The sequence below is a fragment of the Mycobacterium sp. IS-2888 genome (assembly GCF_001954215.1).
Classification (GTDB): Bacteria; Actinomycetota; Actinomycetes; order Mycobacteriales; family Mycobacteriaceae; genus Mycobacterium.
The window spans coordinates 141126-156900 of sequence record NZ_MBET01000099.1 but is presented as its reverse complement, the minus strand read 5'-3'; the positions used below and the strand labels follow the sequence as shown (position 1 = coordinate 156900).

Annotated in this window: 15 protein-coding genes; 3 read left to right on the top strand and 12 right to left on the bottom strand. The window is 68.8% G+C overall.

Features of this window, described 5'->3' with window-relative positions:
• Positions 1 to 51: 51 nt before the first annotated feature.
• The 11 genes from rdgB to clpS form a co-directional block, all read right to left on the bottom strand.
• Positions 52 to 660 carry an RdgB/HAM1 family non-canonical purine NTP pyrophosphatase gene (gene rdgB, locus A5745_RS19560; RefSeq protein WP_076060657.1) on the bottom strand — a complete coding sequence of 203 codons (609 nt, stop codon included), beginning with the start codon at positions 658 to 660 and terminating at the stop codon, positions 52 to 54.
• Complete coding sequence (gene rph / locus A5745_RS19555; RefSeq protein ID WP_076060335.1) at positions 657 to 1436, bottom strand: ribonuclease PH; 780 nt, start codon at positions 1434 to 1436, stop codon at positions 657 to 659. Before rph ends, rdgB begins: the two co-directional genes overlap by 4 nt.
• A 23-nt stretch (positions 1437 to 1459) precedes the next feature.
• Positions 1460 to 2242, bottom strand: a complete 783-nt coding sequence (locus A5745_RS19550; RefSeq protein WP_076060334.1) for a cyclic nucleotide-degrading phosphodiesterase — start codon at positions 2240 to 2242, stop codon at positions 1460 to 1462.
• Between the two features lie 90 nt (positions 2243 to 2332).
• Positions 2333 to 3148 (bottom strand): glutamate racemase, encoded by an 816-nt coding sequence (murI, locus tag A5745_RS19545; RefSeq protein WP_076118209.1) that lies wholly within the window; start codon positions 3146 to 3148, stop codon positions 2333 to 2335.
• On the bottom strand, positions 3145 to 3819 hold the full coding sequence (locus tag A5745_RS19540) for a rhomboid family intramembrane serine protease (protein ID WP_076118207.1): 675 nt from the start codon (positions 3817 to 3819) through the stop codon (positions 3145 to 3147). Before A5745_RS19540 ends, murI begins: the two co-directional genes overlap by 4 nt.
• A complete protein-coding gene (locus A5745_RS19535; RefSeq protein ID WP_076118205.1) occupies positions 3810 to 4781 on the bottom strand; it encodes a cysteine synthase in 972 nt (323 codons plus the stop codon). The genes A5745_RS19540 and A5745_RS19535 overlap by 10 nt, the downstream gene beginning before the upstream one ends.
• Positions 4782 to 4790: 9 nt before the next feature.
• Entirely contained in the window at positions 4791 to 5072 is a 282-nt protein-coding gene (locus A5745_RS19530; RefSeq protein WP_076060329.1) for a MoaD/ThiS family protein, read from the bottom strand.
• Positions 5073 to 5094: 22 nt separating this feature from the next.
• Positions 5095 to 5508 (bottom strand): Mov34/MPN/PAD-1 family protein, encoded by a 414-nt coding sequence (locus tag A5745_RS19525; RefSeq protein WP_076060327.1) that lies wholly within the window; start codon positions 5506 to 5508, stop codon positions 5095 to 5097.
• A gap of 19 nt (positions 5509 to 5527) precedes the next feature.
• Positions 5528 to 6562, bottom strand: coding sequence for a P1 family peptidase (locus A5745_RS19520; protein ID WP_076060325.1), 1035 nt, complete (start codon positions 6560 to 6562; stop codon positions 5528 to 5530).
• Positions 6559 to 7143, bottom strand: a complete 585-nt coding sequence (locus tag A5745_RS19515; protein WP_076118203.1) for a DUF2017 domain-containing protein — start codon at positions 7141 to 7143, stop codon at positions 6559 to 6561. Before A5745_RS19515 ends, A5745_RS19520 begins: the two co-directional genes overlap by 4 nt.
• 25 nt (positions 7144 to 7168) lie before the next feature.
• Positions 7169 to 7474, bottom strand: coding sequence for an ATP-dependent Clp protease adapter ClpS (gene clpS, locus A5745_RS19510; RefSeq protein WP_076060322.1), 306 nt, complete (start codon positions 7472 to 7474; stop codon positions 7169 to 7171).
• A gap of 55 nt (positions 7475 to 7529) precedes the next feature.
• On the opposite strand from clpS, the gene A5745_RS19505 reads away from it, so the two are divergent.
• Both A5745_RS19505 and A5745_RS19500 read left to right on the top strand, forming a co-directional pair.
• Positions 7530 to 8837, top strand: a complete 1308-nt coding sequence (locus A5745_RS19505) for a nicotinate phosphoribosyltransferase (RefSeq protein WP_076118201.1) — start codon at positions 7530 to 7532, stop codon at positions 8835 to 8837.
• 3 nt (positions 8838 to 8840) lie between these two features.
• The gene (locus A5745_RS19500) at positions 8841 to 10841 is read left to right on the top strand and encodes an ATP-dependent DNA helicase (RefSeq protein WP_076118199.1); all 2001 of its coding nucleotides are present in this window, start codon (positions 8841 to 8843) and stop codon (positions 10839 to 10841) included.
• Here the strand turns inward: A5745_RS19500 and glgP are convergent.
• A complete protein-coding gene (gene glgP, locus A5745_RS19495) occupies positions 10825 to 13458 on the bottom strand; it encodes an alpha-glucan family phosphorylase (RefSeq protein ID WP_076118197.1) in 2634 nt (877 codons plus the stop codon). The two genes, A5745_RS19500 and glgP, sit on opposite strands and share 17 nt — an antisense overlap.
• Before the next feature lie 223 nt (positions 13459 to 13681).
• On the opposite strand from glgP, the gene A5745_RS19490 reads away from it, so the two are divergent.
• Positions 13682 to 15772, top strand: coding sequence for an alpha-1,4-glucan--maltose-1-phosphate maltosyltransferase (locus A5745_RS19490; RefSeq protein ID WP_217695294.1), 2091 nt, complete (start codon positions 13682 to 13684; stop codon positions 15770 to 15772).
• Positions 15773 to 15775: the final 3 nt, after the last annotated feature.

The following is a 15775-nucleotide window of genomic DNA, read 5'->3' as shown; positions in this document are numbered from 1 at the left end:
GGCTCGAGCGTGACTCTAGCGTCACGCTCGACGCCGAACGTGACGCTGCAGTCACGTTCGCGCGGCCAGCGCTCGCAGCGCCGGCACCAACAGTGCCAGCGCGCGACCTCGATGCGAGACGGCATCCTTCTCGGCGGGGCTGAGTTGCGCTGCGGTGCGGTCGCTTCCGTCGGGAATGAAGACGGGGTCGTAACCGAATCCGCCGTCGCCGCGCGGCTCGCGGGCGATGCTGCCCGGCCACTCGCCGCGGACGACGACTTCGCCGGATGACGACACCAGTGCGCAGGCCGACACGAAGGCCGCGCCTCGCCGCGAGTCGGGGACGTCCCGCAGCTGCGCCAGGAGCAACGCGGTGTTGGCGGCGTCGTCGCCGTGTTTACCGGACCAACGCGCCGACAGCACGCCCGGCATCCCGCGCATAGCGGCCACCTCCAAACCGGAATCGTCGGCCACACTCGCAAAACCGGTCGCGGCAAACGCATCCCGCGCCTTGGCCAATGCGTTGTCCTCGAAGGTCGCACCGGTTTCGGGCGCCTCGTCGAAAGGCGCCACATCGTTCAGCGACAGCAGCGTCAAGCCGGACAGTCCGGCGCCGTCCAGCACACGGCGCAGCTCGGCCAGCTTCTTGGGGTTGCGGCTGGCGACCAGTAGGTGGGTCAGCTTCCGAACGCCTTCGGCGGTGGCGGCCCCTCGGGCAACACACCCGGGTACGGCCGCTCCAATGCCTCCCGCTGCGCCGCGAACAAGGTGTCGCAAGCGCCGAGCGCCATGTCGAGCAGCTTGTCCAGCGTCGAACGCGGAAACGTCGCGCCCTCACCGGTCCCCTGAACCTCGACCAGAGTCCCGGTGTCGGTGGCCACGACGTTCATGTCCACCTCGGCGCGCGCGTCCTCCTCGTAGGGCAGGTCCACCCGAATCCTGCCGTCCACCACGCCGACGGAGACCGCCGCGATAGCGCACGACAGCGGCCGGGGATCGGAAAGCTTTCCCGCCGCCGAAAGATAAGTCACCGCGTCGGCCAGCGCCACGTAGGCGCCCGTGATGGCCGCGGTGCGGGTGCCGCCGTCGGCTTGCAACACATCGCAGTCGACGGCGATTGTGTTCTCCCCCAACGCCGCCAGGTCGATGCAGGCTCGCAGCGACCGGCCGACCAGCCGGCTGATCTCCTGGGTGCGCCCGGACAGGCGGCCGCGCACCGATTCACGATCGGAGCGAGTGTGCGTGGCCGACGGCAACATCGCGTACTCCGCGGTCAGCCACCCCAGGCCCGACCCCTTGCGCCAGCGCGGCACGCCCTCGGTGACGCTGGCGGTGCACATGACTTTGGTGTGACCGAATTCGATCAGGACCGAGCCCGCCGGGTTTTCGGTGAACCCGCGGGTGATGACGACGGGGCGAAGCTCGTCGTCGAGGCGACCGTCTTCTCGTTTGGACACGACGCCAACCCTAACCGGTTGACTCAGACCCTTTCCGAGTGGCGGACATCGAACGTCTCACCGCATACGACCGCATGCACGGGGCCGTCGAACTCGGCCTTGGCCTCGCTGATCACGTCCTCACGCGACGTCCACGGCGGGATGTGTGTCAGCAGCAGCTCGCGAACGCCGGCCTGTGCCGCGGCCCTGCCGGCCTCGGTGCCCGAGAGGTGCAGGGCGGGCGGACGGTCATGCGCGTGCGTCCACGAGGCCTCGCACAGGAAGACGTCGGCGTCGCGGGCCAGCTCGATGAGCTGATCGCACGTTCCCGTGTCACCGCTGTAGACGAACGAGGCGCCGCTGGGATCGGTCACCCGCAAGCCGTAGGACTCGGTCGGATGAGCCACCACCCGCGGCGTCACGGTGAGCGCGCCGAACGTCACCGGCTCACCGTCGACCCAGTGGTGGACGTCGAAGATGTCGGAGCAATCGTCGATTTCCCCGCCATAGGGCGAGGACGCTGCCCCCAACCGTGACCACGTGTCGCTCGGGCCGTACAGCAACGCCTTGCCGAGCGGGCGCGACGGGTGGTAGCGGCGCCATACGAACAACCCCGGCATGTCCAGACAGTGGTCGGCGTGCAGATGGGACAGCAGCACATGCACCGAGCCGGGATCCATGTATCGCTGTAGCGCGCCGAGGACACCCCCGCCGAAGTCGAGGACCAACGGCGGGGTATCCGGAGCCCGAAGCAGATAACCCGATGCAGGCGAATCCGGACCGACCACGCTGCCCGAGCAGCCGAGCACGGTTATTCGCACGGACACTACTGTGCCATGCCCGATAGCAGCGTGGAGAAAACATTGCCGCATTGATGTGATGAGAATCTCCCCGCGCGCTTGCGCAGCTAGGCCGGGCTAGTCGATACGCGAGCGGCGCACGGGTTGGACGCCGGTCACCGCGGGACCCAGGAAGCGCGCGGCCAGTTTGGTGAACGCCTCGGGGTCGCCGGTGGACTCGAACACCCGGGTGGCAGCCGCCGCGTCGTGGGGCCGCAGCAGGTCCCGCTCGGTGAGCACCCGCAGCACTTCCTTGGCGGTTTCCTCGGCACTCGAAACCAGCGTGACGTTCTCGCCCATCGCCAGCTGGATCAGCCCCGACAGCAGCGGATAGTGCGTGCATCCCAGCACTAGGGTGTCGACCTGCGCGCGCTGCAAGGGCTCTAGGTAGCCCTCGGCCAGCCCCAGCACCTGACGGCCGCTGGTGACGCCGCGCTCGACGAAGTCGACGAACCGCGGGCAGGCCACCGCGGTGATCTCGGTGTCGCGGGCGGCGGCGAACGCGTCCTGGTAGGCGTGCGAGGCGATGGTCGCCTGGGTGCCGATGACACCGATGCGGCCATTGCGGGTGGCGGTCACCGCGCGACGCACCGCGGGCAGGATCACCTCGACGACCGGCACGTCGTAGCGCTCGCGGGCGTCCCGCAGGCACGCCGCGGACGCCGTGTTGCACGCGATCACCAGGGCCTTGACGCCGCGGTCGACGAGATCGTCACCGATGGCCAGCGCGTGCGCTCGGACCTCGGGAATGGTCAGCGGGCCGTAGGGACCGTTGCCGGTGTCGCCGACGTAGATCATGTCCTCGTCGGGCAGCTGGTCGATGATGGCCCGCGCGACGGTCAGACCCCCGACGCCGGAGTCGAAGACACCGACGGGCGCTAATGGCGAGCTCATGTCTTGGGGCGCCGCGAACCGGCTTTCCTCGAGGCGCGGGCCTTGCGCTCCGGACCAGACAGGACGTAGGCCGCCAGGATTCCGGCCAGCGCGCCGCACAGATGGCCCTGCCACGACACACCGCCGCATTTGTCGAGCACCGGCACGGCGCTGACCAAGATGCCGCCGTAGGCGAAGAGCACCACCAAACCGGTGACGATGTCCCAGAATCTGCGCACGAATATGCCGAAGACCAGCAAGAACGTCAGCCAGCCGAAGATCAGGCCGGAGGCCCCGATGTGGTCGGACTCGAAACGACAGCCGCCCCAGTTGCCGATCAGCCAGGTGCCGAAGCCGCCGACGATCCACACGATGGCGGTGGCCCAGACGAACCGGGACAGGCCGGCGAGCGTCATCAGGAAGCCGAGCACCAACGCCGGGACGGTGTTGGCCAGCAGGTGCGTCCAGCTCGCGTGCAGGAACGGCGCCCAGATGATCCCCCACAGCCCGTCGGCTTCCAGCGGCCTGATGCCGTTGCGGTCCAGCGAATGGTGCATCAGCTGATCGATCAGCTCGATGACGTACAGCAAAGCCACGAACGTGACGATCGTGGCACCGCCCACCATCCAGTCGGGCCGCTTCTTGGAACCCTGCGCCGGTGTTCGGTTCCCGGCGGGGCCGGTCATGCCCATAGCTGCCCTTCCAGAGCGTTTTCGGCATCGTCCAGGCTACCGGCATAGGCGCCGGTGGACAGATACTTCCAGCCGGCGTCGGCCACCACGAAGGCGATGTCGGCGCGCGCACCGTCGTTGAACGCCTGTCGGGCGATGCCCAGCGCCGCATGCAGCACCGCGCCGGTCGAGATGCCCGCAAAGATTCCTTCGGAGTCCACCAGCTCGCGAGTGCGACGGATCGCGTCGGCCGCGCCGACCGAGTAGCGGGCGGTCAATACGTCGGGGTCATAGAGTTCGGGCACGAATCCCTCGTCGATGTTGCGCAGCGCGTACACGCCTTCGCCGTAGCGGGGTTCGGCGGCCACGATCTTGACGTCGGGAACGTGCTCGCGCAGGAACCGCCCGGTGCCCATCAGGGTGCCGGTGGTGCCCAGGCCGGCCACGAAGTGGGTGATCTCGGGCAGGTCGGCTAGCAGCTCGGGCCCGGTGCCGCGGTAGTGCGAATCGGTGTTGGCGGGGTTGCCGTACTGATAGAGCATCACCCATGACGGGTTGGCCGCGGCCAGCTCCTTGGCGGTCGCCACCGCGGTGTTCGACCCGCCCTCCGCCGGCGAGAAGATGATCCGCGCGCCGTAGAGCTCGAGCAGCTGACGCCGTTCGACGGACGTGTTCTCGGGCATCACGCAGATCAGCTGGTAGCCCTTCAGCCGGGCCGCCATCGCCAGCGAGATGCCGGTGTTGCCGCTAGTGGGCTCGAGGATCGTCGCGCCGGGCGCCAGTAGCCCGTCCTCTTCGGCCCGTTCGATCATCCGCAGCGCCGGGCGGTCCTTGATCGAGCCGGTCGGGTTCCGGTCCTCGAGCTTGGCCCACAGCCGCACGTGCGGCCCGTCCGGCCCGTCGCTCCAGCGCGGTGAGAGCCGCGACAGGCCGACCAGCGGCGTGTTGCCCAGCGCGGCCAGCAGCGAGTCGTAACGCGTCATGCGCCCCGCTTACCCGCCCGCCACCGCGGGCAGGATGGTCACCGAGTCGCCGTCGGCGACCGTGGTGTCCAGGCCGCCGGAGAATCGCACGTCCTCGTCGTTGACGTAGATGTTCACGAAGCGATGCAGCTTGCCCGGATTGTCGGAGTCGATCAGCCGCTCGGAGATGCCGGAGTAGTTGGCCTCCAGGTCGCTGATGATGGCGCCCAGCGTGTCACCGCTCGCCGAGACGCGCTTCTCGCCGCCGGTGTGCGGCCGGAGGATGGTTGGGATGGACACGGTGACGCTCATGCGGGCCTTTCTCGAACTGTGTTCAGTACTGCTCGACGATATCGACAGGCTCTTCGGTGACGACGCCGTCGACGATGCGATAGCTGCGCAGCTCGTGGCGGTCGGGGTCACGGGTGGACACCAGCACGTAGTGCGCGTCCGGCTCGGCGGCCAGCTTCACGTCGGTGCGGCTCGGGTAGGCCTCGGTCGCGGTGTGTGAGTGATAGATGACGACCGGGACCTCGTCGGCATCGTCCATCGCCCGCCACACCTTCAGCTGCTCGTGCGCGTCGAAGCGGTAAAACGTCGGCGAACGTTCGGCGTTGACCATCGCGATGTGCCGCTCCGGACGATCCGAGCCGTCCGGGCCGGCCAGCACCCCGCAGGCTTCGTCGGGGTGGTCACGACGCGCGTGGGCGACCATGGCGTCCACCAGGTCGGCACGGATCACCAGCACGTCAACCTTTCCCTTTCCGCTAGGGGCCGAATGCTCCGGGCAACATGCCGCGGTAGGTGGGTATTCCGGCCACCGACTCCGCGGCCAGCACCCCGACCAGCACGGCGCGCGCCAGGCAATCGGCCGCGGCCGCGCCCACCTCGGTGGTCAGCGCGGTCTCCGGCGAAAATGCGGCGGGCGGTGGTGTCGAGCCGACCGCCGGCGCCACCTCGACGGCCCCGGTAGCCAGCGCGAACACGGTGTCGCCGTCCAGCGGTGTGTGTGCCGGCCGGATGGTGCGGGCCAGGCCGTCATGGGCGGCGATCGCGACACGCCGGCAGCCCGCCGGGGTCAGCGCGGCGTCGGTGGCCACCACCGCGATCGTGGTATTCAGCGGGCTCAACGGCGACGGCAGCCGGGCGAACGCGTCGATCTGGTCGGCCGGCGGCGGCCGCAGGGCGAACTCCTCGGTCAGCGCCGCCATCCACGGGAGACCGGTGGCCCGGTCGACGACGTCGCCCGCGCAGTTCACCGCGACGAGGGCGCCGACCGTCACGCCGGACGGCAGTGTCGTCGAGGCGGTCCCGATGCCGCCCTTGAGCACACCGGCGCGCGCCCCGACCCCAGCGCCGACGGTCCCGACCGACACCCCTTCGTCGCTCGCGGCGAGCGCCGCTTGGTAGCCGAACTCGGCGTCCGGCCGCCGGTCCCAGCCACCGACCGGCAGGTCGAAGATCACCGCCGCGGGCACGATTGGCACCACGCCGCCCTCCATCGCCACGCCGCGCTCGTGTTCCTCGAGCCAGCGCATGACGCCGTCGGCGGCGGCGAGGCCGTAGGCGCTGCCACCGGCGAGCAACACCGCGTCGACGAATCGCACGGTGTTGACCGGATCCAGCAGATCGCTCTCGCGCGTGCCGGGCGCGCCACCGCGGCAATCGACGGCGCCGACCGTCCCGGGCGGGGTCAACACGACGCTCACGCCGCATGCCCAACCGGCGCCCAAGGACGCGTCGGGATCCAGTCGCTGGTAGTGGCCGACGCGGATTCCCCCGACGTCGGTGACGGAGTTCATCCGGCCGGCCGCCCCATCAGCACCAGGACCAGATATTCCTGCAGGACGGTCAGCCACTGATACACGTCGTAATGCGCGGCCAACGGATGGTCCGATGGCAGGCGATCTGGGCCCTCGGGCCCGATTTCGAGCAGGACGCCCAGCGTCAGCCGAATGTCGTTGACCGCCGCGATCCATGCGTTGGCGCCGTCCTCGGTCAGTTCGAACCGGCCGCCTTCGGCCGGCAGCGTGTCCAACAACTCCTGTGCGGCAACACGTTTGGCGTTGATGATCTCCGGCTCGTGCAGGCTGCGCAGCGCGGCGTTGAGGCCTTCGGAGGTGTCGGCCGCGGCGTCGTCCTGATCGGATTTGTAGAAATCGGGCAGCAGCCGTCGCAGCGTCGACTCCCGCGGCCGTTCGGAGTTTCCGGTCTTGATACCGGTGATCTCTTCGAGTTCGTCTGCCGGCGAAGAAGATTCGCGCTCGTCGAGCAAACCGATCATCGCGGTGACGAGGTTCTTGAGCAGGTCCGCCTCATGGGGAGCCAAGGCGGACCGAAAACGGGGACCGTTTGCGGTCTCGACGCGCTTCCATTTGCGCACGCGGAATCCCGGGTGCCCTCGAATCTCAGCGGTCCTGCTGCATCGTCGCCCACAAACCGGCGGCGTGCAGTTTGGACACGTCGACTTCCATGGACTCCCGGCTGCCCGCGGACACCACCGCCTTGCCCTCGTTGTGCACCTGCAGCATCAGCTTGGTGGCATGCGGCTCGCTGTATCCGAACAACTTCTGGAATACATACGTCACGTAGGTCATCAGGTTGACCGGGTCGTCCCACACGATGGTGACCCAGGGACTGGCCGTGACGTGGGCCGGAGCGGACTCGCGTTGTCCGGTAGTGCCAGGCTTGGTGGGTGCTGACGCAACAACCATGGCCTCCACGATACCGAGAGACGGCTCGCTCGCAGCCAGCCGTTACCTTTACGGAATGAACGACCCGGCCCTCGCTGGGCTGCTAACGGACAAATACGAGTTGACCATGCTCGCGGCGGCGCTGCGCGATGGCACCGCGCATCGCCCGACCACGTTCGAACTGTTCGCCCGCCGCCTGCCCGAGGGTCGCCGCTACGGCGTGGTCGCCGGCACCGGCCGGCTGCTGGAAGTGTTGCCGCAGTTCAGGTTTGACGACGAGGCGTGCCAGCTGCTCGCGCAATTCCTGGACGACGACACGCTGCGCTACCTCCGCGATTTCCGCTTCGGCGGCGATATCGACGGCTACGCCGAAGGCGAGCTGTACTTCCCCGGTTCGCCGGTGTTGTCCGTGAGCGGCAGCTTCGCCGAATGCGTGGTGCTCGAAACGCTGGCGCTGTCGATCTTCAACCACGACACCGCGATCGCCTCCGCGGCGGCGCGAATGGTCAGCGCCGCGCAGGACCGACCGCTGATCGAGATGGGATCACGGCGAACCCACGAACGCGCGGCGGTGGCGGCGGCGCGCGCCGCCTATATCGCCGGGTTTACCGCGACGTCCAACCTGGAAGCCGAACGGCAATACGGGATCCCCACGGAGGGCACCGCGGCACACGCTTTCACGATGCTGCACACCCGGCGGGACGGGCCCGACGAAGTCGCCGCATTTCGTGCCCAGGTCGACGCGCTGGGCGCGCAAACCACGCTGCTGGTGGACACCTACGACGTGACGACCGGCGTGGCCAATGCCGTGGCCGCCGCCGGTGCCGAGCTGGGTGGGGTGCGCCTCGACTCCGGTGAGCTGGGCGTGCTGGCCCGCCAGGTGCGCCAGCAACTCGACCAGCTGGGCGCGACCCGGACCAGCATCGTGGTGTCCGGCGACCTCGACGAGTTCTCCATCGCCGCGTTGCGCGCCGAGCCGGTGGACAGCTACGGCGTCGGCACGTCACTGGTCACCGGCTCGGGCGCACCCACCGCGAGCATGGTCTACAAGTTGGTCGAGGTGGACGGCATGCCGGTGCACAAGCGCAGCGCCCACAAGGAATCCGACGGCGGCCGAAAAGAGGCGCTGCGGCGCTGCCGCCCCACCGGCACGATCACCGAGGAGGTGCTGTACCCGGCCGGCAATCCGCCGGAAGCCACCGAGCCGTTCCGGGTGCTGACGGTCCCGCTGGTGCGCGGCGGGGAGGCGGTGACCGAAACGGGTCGCGGGGCGCTGGCCGCCGCCCGGGACCTGGTGGCGTCCGGGCTGCACAGCCTGCCGTGGGAGGGGCTGAAATTGGCGCACGGCGATCCGGCGATCCCGACCGTGCGGGTCGGCTTCTGAGCCATGCCGGAAGCATCCGTGCCCGAGTTGCTGGCCACCGCGGTGGCCGCGCTCGGCGGCAGCGAACGCAGCGGACAGCAGGAAATGGCCGACGCCGTCGCGCGGGCCTTCGAAACCGGCGAGCACCTCGTCGTGCAGGCGGGCACCGGCACCGGGAAGTCGCTGGCGTATTTGGTTCCCGCGATCGTCCGCGCCGTCAACGAGGACGGCCCCGTCGTCGTGTCGACCGCCACGATCGCGCTGCAGCGCCAACTCGTCGATCGCGACCTGCCCCGGCTGGCCGATTCGCTCACTGACGCGCTGCCGCGCCCGCCGCGGTTCGCGCTGCTGAAGGGGCGACGAAACTACCTGTGCCTGAACAAGATCCATAACGGTGCCGCCGCCGACGGGTCCGACGAACCGCAGGACGAGCTCTTCGACGCGGTGGCGGTCACCGCGCTGGGCCGCGACGTGCAGCGGCTCACCGCCTGGGCCTCGACGACCGACACCGGTGACCGCGACGACCTCAAACCCGGTGTGCCGGACCGATCCTGGTCGCAGGTCAGCGTCTCCGCGCGGGAGTGCCTCGGGGTGGCCCGCTGCCCGTTCGGCACCGAGTGCTTTTCGGAACGGGCGCGCGCCACGGCCGGCCGCGCCGACGTCGTCGTCACCAACCACGCCTTGCTGGCCATCGATGCGGTTGCCGAATCGGCGGTGCTGCCCGAGCACGCGCTGTTGGTGGTCGACGAGGCGCACGAGCTGGTCGACCGGGTGACGTCGGTGGCCACCGCGGAGCTGACGCCGGCCACGCTCGGTGTTGCATCCCGGCGGATTGCCCGGCTGGTGGATCCCGAGATAACCCAGCGGCTGGAGGCGGCATCGGCCAACTTCGGGGCCGCGATCCACGACGCAACACCGGGCCGCATCGACCATCTGGACGACGAGATGGCGACCTATCTGGCCGCGCTGCGCGATGGCGCCGCTGCGGCACGCTCGGCGATCGACACCACCAGCGACGCCAAGGCCGCCGCGGCGCGCGCCGAAGCGGTTGCCGCGCTGAGCGAAATATCCGATACGGCGTCGCGTGTCCTGGCCTCCTTCGCCCCCGCGATCCCCGATCGCACGGACGTGGTCTGGCTGGATCACGAGGACAATCGCGGTTCGCCGCGCCCGGTGCTGCGGGTGGCGCCGCTGTCGGTCGCCGCGTTGCTGCGCGATCGGGTGTTCGCGCGGTCGACGACCGTGTTGACGTCGGCGACCCTCACGGTTGGCGGCTCCTTCGACGCGATGGCGACCGCGTGGGGGCTGGCCGGACCGGACTCCGGCGAATACCCACGCTGGCGCGGCCTCGACGTCGGATCGCCTTTCCACCACGCCAAGGCGGGCATCCTCTACGTCGCGGCCCATCTGCCGCCGCCGGGACGCGACGGCGCCGGCTCGGCCGAGCAACTGACCGAGATCGCCGACCTCATCACCGCGGCCGGCGGGCGCACGCTGGGATTGTTCTCATCGATGCGGGCCGCCCGGGCCGCCGCCGAGGCCATGCGCGAACGGCTGCCGACCCCGGTCCTGTGTCAGGGCGACGACAGCACCACCGCGCTCGTCGAGCAATTCAGCGCCGACGCCGAGACTTCGCTGTTCGGCACGCTGTCGCTGTGGCAGGGCGTCGACGTGCCGGGCCCGTCGCTGTCGCTGGTGATGATCGACCGCATCCCGTTCCCCCGGCCCGACGACCCGCTGCTGGGCGCTCGCCAGCGCGCCGTCGCCGCGCGCGGGGGCAACGGCTTCATGGCCGTCGCCGCCAGCCACGCGGCGCTGCTGCTCGCGCAGGGGTCGGGACGGCTGTTGCGCCGCGTCACCGACCGCGGCGTCGTCGCGGTGCTCGACTCGCGGATGGCCACCGCCCGCTACAGCGGTTACCTGCGCGCCTCGCTGCCGCCGTTTTGGCAGACCACCGACGCCGCGCAGGTCCGCGCGGCGCTGGAGCGGCTGCGCACCGCCGAGCCGGCTAACGGGCCAGGGTGACCAGGCCGAGCTCGTTGCCGGCGGCGAGCATCGGATGGTTGGGGAGCACCCGCACCGTGTATCCGAGCGCGCCGGCCAGCGGCAGCGTCATCGTGGTCGAGAAGACCTGGTTGCCCCCCTCGGCGGTGCCGGTATACGACATCTCGACGGTCAGCGGGTCCTGCAACGCGTCGCCGGCGTCCACCCTGCCCACCAACGCCTGGACGGTGACCTCGTCGGGTGCCAGCCCGGCCAATTGCACGGTCGCGGTCAGGGTCAGCTTCGAGCCCAGCACCGGGGTATCCGGCAGGCCGGTGCTGTCGACGTCGGTGATATCGATCTTGGGCCAGGCTTCTTCGGCGCGCCTGCGGTAGGCGGCCAGCTCACGGGCGGTGCCGAACTCCCCGGCACTCTCGTCGCCCTCGACCGGCGCGACCGTCCTTCGCAACGACTGCGCGGCCGGGGTGTAGTAGTTCTCGACGTAGTCGCGCACCATCCGCGACGCCAGCACTTTCGGGCCCAGCGTCTGCAAGGTGTGGCGCACCATTTCGATCCACCGCGGCGGCACCCCATGCTCGTCGCGCTCGTAGAACTTCGGTGCCACCGCTTGCTCCAGCAGGTTGTACAGCGCGCTGGACTCCAGGTCGTCGCGACGGGCCTCGTCGGTCAGCCCGTCGGCAGACGGTATCTCCCAACCGTTTTCGCCGTCGTAACATTCGTCCCACCAGCCGTCGCGGATGGACAGGTTCAGACCGCCGTTGAGCGCGCTCTTCATGCCCGAGGTGCCGCAGGCTTCCAGGGGCCGCAGCGGATTGTTCAACCAGACGTCGCAGCCCCAGTACAACAGCCGGGCCATCGACATGTCGTAGTCGGGCAGGAACGCGATGCGGTGGCGCACCTCGGGCCGGTCGGCGAAGCGCACCACCTGCTGGATCAACGCCTTGCCCCCGTCGTCGGCGGGGTGCGATTTGCCGGCGACGATCAGCTGAATCGGTCGTTGTTCGTCGAGCAACAACTGTTCGAGTCGGTCCGGATCGCGCAGCATCAGCGTCAGCCGTTTGTATGTCGGAACCCGCCGAGCGAACCCGATGGTGAGCACGTCGGGATCGAATGCGGTTGCGATCCAGCTCAATTCGGCATCCGAGGCACCGCGTTCCAGCCACGAGCGGCGCAGCCGCGCCCGGACATCCTGGACCAACAGCGCCCGTAGTTGCGACCGGATCCACCACAGATGACCGGGGTCGACCTCCTGCAGGCGCAACCAGACACCGGGGTCGCTGAACGAGTTCGACCCCGCCAGCTCGCGGCCGAGCTGCAACCACTGCGGCGCCGCCCAGGTGCGCGCGTGCACGCCGTTGGTGATCGACCCGATGGGTACCTCGGCGGGGTCGAATCCGGGCCAAAGCTCGTTGAACATGGCCCGGCTCACCCGGCCGTGCAGCAACGACACACCGTTGGCGCGCTGGGCAAGTCGCAGACCCATGTGGGCCATGTTGAACTTCTCCGGGTCGTCTTCGGCACCGAGCGCGATGATCCGCGCGGTCGGCACGCCGGGCAGCAACATGGGCGCGCTCGGGCCGCGCTTCTTATCGGGTTCGTCGTCGAGATGGTCGTCGAAGTAGAGCCGCACCATCTCGACGGGGAAGCGGTCGATTCCGGCGGGCACCGGGGTGTGCGTGGTGAACACGGTGCTGGATCGCACGACGGCCAACGCGGTGTCGAAATCCAATCCCGAATCGGTGATCAGCTCGCGGATGCGTTCGGCTCCGAGGAATCCCGCGTGGCCCTCGTTCATGTGAAAGACCTCAGGCGCGGGCAGCCCTTCGATGGCGGTGAACGCGCGGATCGCCCGTACCCCGCCGATACCCGCCAGGATCTCCTGCCGCATCCGATGCTCCTGATCGCCGCCGTACAGGCGATCGGTGACGCTGCGCAGTTCGTGCTCGTTCTCAGGCACGTCGGAATCCAGCAGCAGCAGCGGAACGCGGCCCACCTGCGCGACCCACACCCGGGCCCGCAGCTGCGCCGAGTCGGGCAGGCTCAACTCGACCAGCACCGGATCGCCGGTGGCGTCGGTCAGCAGCCGCAACGGCAGGCCCTGCGGATCCAGTGAGGGGTAGGTCTCGTTCTGCCAGCCATCCGCCGTCAGCGACTGCCGGAAGTAGCCGGAACGGTAGTACAGGCCCACCGCGATCAGCGGCACGCCGAGATCCGAGGCCGACTTCAGGTGGTCACCGGCGAGGATGCCCAGGCCGCCGGAGTAATTGGGCAGCACCTCGGCAACGCCGAACTCCATCGAGAAGTAGGCGACGGCAGCCGGCATCGCGGCCCCGGCCTGTTGGTGTTGCTGATACCACAGTGGACGGCTGAGGTAGTCGTTCAGCTCGGCGGCCAGTTCGTCGAGCCGAGACAGGAACCCTTCGTCGAGCGCCAACTCGTCAAGCCGGGCCGGCTTCACCGCACCCAGCAGCGCAACGGGGTCTCGACCGCAACGCTCCCACAACGTCGGCTCGATGGTTGCGAAGAGATCCTGCGTCGGCTTGTCCCACGACCACCGCAGGTTGTTCGACAGCTGGTCCAGCGCGGCAAGGCGCTCGGGTAGGTGAGCACGGACGGTAAAGCGGCGGAGGGCTTTCACGCGTCTCTACCTTACTGAGGAATCGCCCGTGTGCACGGCGAGCTCAGCCACCGCTTTTGGCCCATGTGTGTGGCCGGACACTAGGGTGGGTATCGGGTAGTTATTGGGCAGCAAAGATGCTTCCCGAGCAGAGAATCATCCCCATTGGAGAGTTTTTCGACGATAGGCATTCCGCGACGCAGCACTCCGCGGTCTGGCCGCACACAATCGGAACGGAGTGGTGGTGCCCGGTCGTGTCGAGATCGATAACGTCCAGCCCGTCGTTTCATGCGGCGCCTACCCCGCCAAAGCCGTGGTCGGTGAGATGGTCCCGGTCAGTGCGACGGTGTGGCGTGAGGGCCACGAGGCCGTCGCGGCGACCCTCGTGGTGCGATACCTGGGGCCGCGCTATCCGCAGGTAGCGGAGACCCGCCGGATCAAGGCGGTCCAGGCGCCGGAACGGCCGGTGTCAGCACGCGACGCCAAGGTGACCGAACGGGTCAAGCCGCTGCAGCTTCGGATGACGATGGGCCAGGAGCCGTACGTTTTCCACGGCCAATTCACCCCCGACCGGGTGGGCCTGTGGACGTTCCGCGTCGACGGGTGGGGAGATCCGATCCACACCTGGCGGCACGGACTCGTCGCCAAGCTGGACGCCGGCCAGGGCGAAATCGAGCTGTCCAACGATCTGTTGATCGGTGCTGCGCTGTTCGAGCGCGCCGCGACCGGGGTGCCGCGCGCGGGTCGCGATCCGCTGCTGGCGGCCGCCAAGGCGCTGCGGACCCGCGGGGACCCGGTGACGCGCACGGCGCTGGCCCTGTCGCCCGAGATCGATGAACTTCTGACCGACTATCCGCTGCGCGACATCGTCACCCGGGGCGAGCAATTCGGGATCTGGGTGGACCGGCCGCTGGCCCGCTTCGGCTCGTGGTACGAGATGTTTCCGCGCTCGACCGGCGGGTGGGACGCCGCCGGCAAACCGGTCCACGGCACCTTCGCCACGGCGGCCGCCGAGCTGCCCCGCATCGCGGAGATGGGTTTCGACGTCGTCTACCTGCCGCCGATCCACCCGATCGGCAAGGTACATCGCAAGGGCCGCAACAACTCCCCGACCGCCGCTCGCGGCGACGTGGGATCGCCGTGGGCCATCGGCAGCGACGAGGGTGGCCACGACGCCATTCACCCCCAGTTGGGCACCATCGACGACTTCGACGATTTCGTCGCCGCCGCACGCGATCTCGGCATGGAGGTGGCGCTGGATCTGGCGCTGCAATGCGCACCGGACCACCCGTGGGCCCGCGATCACCGGCAGTGGTTCACCGAATTGCCGGACGGCACCATCGCCTACGCGGAGAATCCCCCGAAGAAGTACCAGGACATCTACCCGCTCAACTTCGACAACGATCCCGCCGGCCTCTACGACGAAGTGCTGCGCGTGGTCCGGCACTGGATCGACCACGGCGTCAAGTTCTTTCGAGTCGACAACCCGCACACCAAGCCGCCGGACTTCTGGGCCTGGCTGATCGGTCAGGTCAAGGACACCGACCCCGACGTGCTGTTCCTCTCGGAGGCTTTCACCCCGCCGGCGCGCCAATACGGGCTGGCCAAGCTCGGCTTCACCCAGTCCTACAGCTACTTCACCTGGCGCACCGCGAAATGGGAACTCACCGAATTCGGCGACGACGTTGCCGCGCTCGCGGACTTCCGCCGGCCGAATCTTTTCGTCAACACCCCCGACATCCTGCACGCCATCCTGCAGCACAACGGCCCCGGCATGTTCGCCATCCGCGCGGTGCTGGCGGCGACCATGAGCCCGGCGTGGGGCATGTATTCCGGTTACGAGCTGTTCGAGCACCGAGCGGTGCGGGAAGGCAGCGAGGAGTACCTGAACTCGGAGAAATACGAATTGCGCCCCCGCGACTATGCCGGCGCGCTCGCCGAAGGCAAATCACTCGAGCCGCTCATCAAGCAGCTCAACGCCATTCGCCGGCTGCATCCCGCGCTGCAGCAGTTGCGCACCATCCACTTCCACGGCGTGGATAACGACGCGTTGATGGCCTACAGCAAGTTCGACCCGGCCACCGGAGATTGCGTGCTCGTCGTGGTGACCCTCAACGCGTTCGGGCCCGAGGAGGCCACGTTGTGGTTAGACATGGCCGCATTGGGTATGGAACCGTACGAACGTTTTTGGGTACGCGACGAGATTACCGGCCAGGAATTCCAATGGGGGCAAGCGAATTACGTTCGTATCGACCCCGCTCAGGCGGTCGCACACATCATCAACATGCCGCTCATACCGTACGAATCCCGAATTACGTTGCTACGCAGGAGGTGAGCG

Coding starts and splice junctions, on each gene's coding strand:
- murI (WP_076118209.1), bottom strand. CDS start 3,148: ATGAGCTCGCCATTAGCGCCCGTCGGTGTCTTCGACTCCGGCGTCGGG.
- A5745_RS19540 (WP_076118207.1), bottom strand. CDS start 3,819: ATGGGCATGACCGGCCCCGCCGGGAACCGAACACCGGCGCAGGGTTCC.
- A5745_RS19535 (WP_076118205.1), bottom strand. CDS start 4,781: ATGACGCGTTACGACTCGCTGCTGGCCGCGCTGGGCAACACGCCGCTG.
- A5745_RS19530 (WP_076060329.1), bottom strand. CDS start 5,072: ATGAGCGTCACCGTGTCCATCCCAACCATCCTCCGGCCGCACACCGGC.
- A5745_RS19520 (WP_076060325.1), bottom strand. CDS start 6,562: ATGAACTCCGTCACCGACGTCGGGGGAATCCGCGTCGGCCACTACCAG.
- clpS (WP_076060322.1), bottom strand. CDS start 7,474: ATGGTTGTTGCGTCAGCACCCACCAAGCCTGGCACTACCGGACAACGC.
- A5745_RS19505 (WP_076118201.1), top strand. CDS start 7,530: ATGAACGACCCGGCCCTCGCTGGGCTGCTAACGGACAAATACGAGTTG.
- A5745_RS19500 (WP_076118199.1), top strand. CDS start 8,841: ATGCCGGAAGCATCCGTGCCCGAGTTGCTGGCCACCGCGGTGGCCGCG.